Genomic DNA, 556 nt, shown 5'->3' with positions numbered 1-556 from the left:
CTCACGTATCTCTCCCCAGTGCCGACGTACGAAGATGACTTGGCGGCGATTCAGGACATTCAGAAGCATCCAACGGCGGACGAAGCTGTCAAGCACGACGTCCCGTTCGGAATTGATGGCGACGTCCATCACAAGGCGGAGTTCCTCTACACGCCGAGTACGAGCGATGATGCTGACGGGAAGTACGCGGTGTTCGTGACCAACGAGGACCACGTCGAGCCAAAAGAGATTGGGAGCGTGGTGAACGGGTACAGTCGGCGGTGGGACATCGAGAACCAGTACAAGTCGATTAAGGACTTTCTGCCGAAGACATCGTCGACGGACTACCGACTGCGGCTGTGTAACTTCGCGCTGTCGACGTTGATCTATAATCTGTGGCGGCTGACGGACTATCTGATCAAGGTCGCACTTGATGAGCCGATTCGGTCGCCGCCAGTGATTACGGCGAAGACGTTCGTGCGGGCGTTAGGCGACTTCCTACGGGAGCTCGGGTAACGCTTTTCTCACTCCGGGTTCATCCATTCAGTAGCGGCTGCGCCGTTCATTTTCACGTATA

1 pseudogene is annotated in these 556 nt (G+C 56.3%); it reads left to right on the top strand.

Annotation, left to right across the window (positions count from 1 at the left end):
* Positions 1-495: pseudogene (locus DVK07_RS20865) on the top strand (ISNCY family transposase); the annotation flags it as partial.
* Positions 496-556 lie beyond the last annotated feature (61 nt).

Source organism: Halorubrum sp. Atlit-26R (genome assembly GCF_003666015.1).
Classification (GTDB): domain Archaea; phylum Halobacteriota; class Halobacteria; order Halobacteriales; family Haloferacaceae; genus Halorubrum.
The sequence above is the reverse complement of the archived record's forward strand: the minus strand, read 5'-3'. Positions and strand labels throughout refer to the sequence as shown.